The organism is Alphaproteobacteria bacterium (assembly GCA_025800285.1).
Classification (GTDB): Bacteria; Pseudomonadota; Alphaproteobacteria; order JAOXRX01; family JAOXRX01; genus JAOXRX01.
In genome coordinates this window covers 1-899 of record JAOXRX010000054.1, presented here as the reverse complement: position 1 = coordinate 899, position 899 = coordinate 1, and the positions used below count along the sequence as shown (strand labels likewise).

The 899-nt window shown below is 31.5% G+C and carries 1 protein-coding gene; it reads right to left on the bottom strand.

All coding sequences use genetic code 11. The features are described from left to right. Positions 1 to 212: 212 nt before the first annotated feature. Positions 213 to 413, bottom strand: a complete 201-nt coding sequence (locus OIF36_02695; GenBank protein MCV6599371.1) for a hypothetical protein — start codon at positions 411 to 413, stop codon at positions 213 to 215. Between the last annotated feature and the right edge of the window lie 486 nt (positions 414 to 899).

The following is an 899-nucleotide window of genomic DNA, read 5'->3' as shown; positions in this document are numbered from 1 at the left end:
TGGATTTTTACACTCTTGTTAAGGCAGTCAAAGATATTGTATATGTAGTTTAGTAAGAATGCGAGCTGGGAGCTTTTAATGAACCGGTAGGTTTTCTAGTTAGCTCCCCGTACGATTTAAATTATGAATAGGAAGCAGGTATTTAGTAAGAAACAACAATAAATAAAATAAATAAAGGATTCACGACTTTACTAACTCAGCTTAGTAGAAAATTAGTTCAGTTTTTGTTCTGACAGGAGGTAACGTTTTATTTGCTTCGGAAATGCAAACACACTTAAATCTTTTAAAGAAGATGGAATGTCTTTCCAAATATCAATTGCCATGAAAGAAACTGATTGTTTTCTTGTATTAGTTCTAACTTTATACTTATAAAAATTCTGTTTGGCTGTATATCTTGTGTTGTATCTATGCATATTTCTAGCATATTGAAATATATCATCAAATACTTTAGGGAGAAGGCCATTATGCCATGATGTGAGAATTTCAAAACTTCAAGACGATAAATGTTATCTACTGTCAGAATGTCTAGTAAATTGAGCAGGGGTTTGGCACTTTCCGTTTCTCTACCAAACGTTTTAGCATAAAATATTAATCTTACTATATGGTTTTGTTTTACTTGGATTTTCTTTGTATGTGTCTTATATACACTGCCCCACGCTAAAATACTATATGAAATGTAAGGGTAAATTAAATTATAGTAAATTTGTTTCAATTGCTGTATAGATAGATAACGCCTTAATTTCGATATAATTCCAATATTACGAGATAAACGAGAACAAACAAATGCGATGTGATATTTCTAAGTTAAAGAGTCGTCAATCATGACTCCTAGATATTTTATACATTGTTTTCGCTCCAACGTGTGGGAGGAGCCATCATTGTTACTTATGTTAAGACTA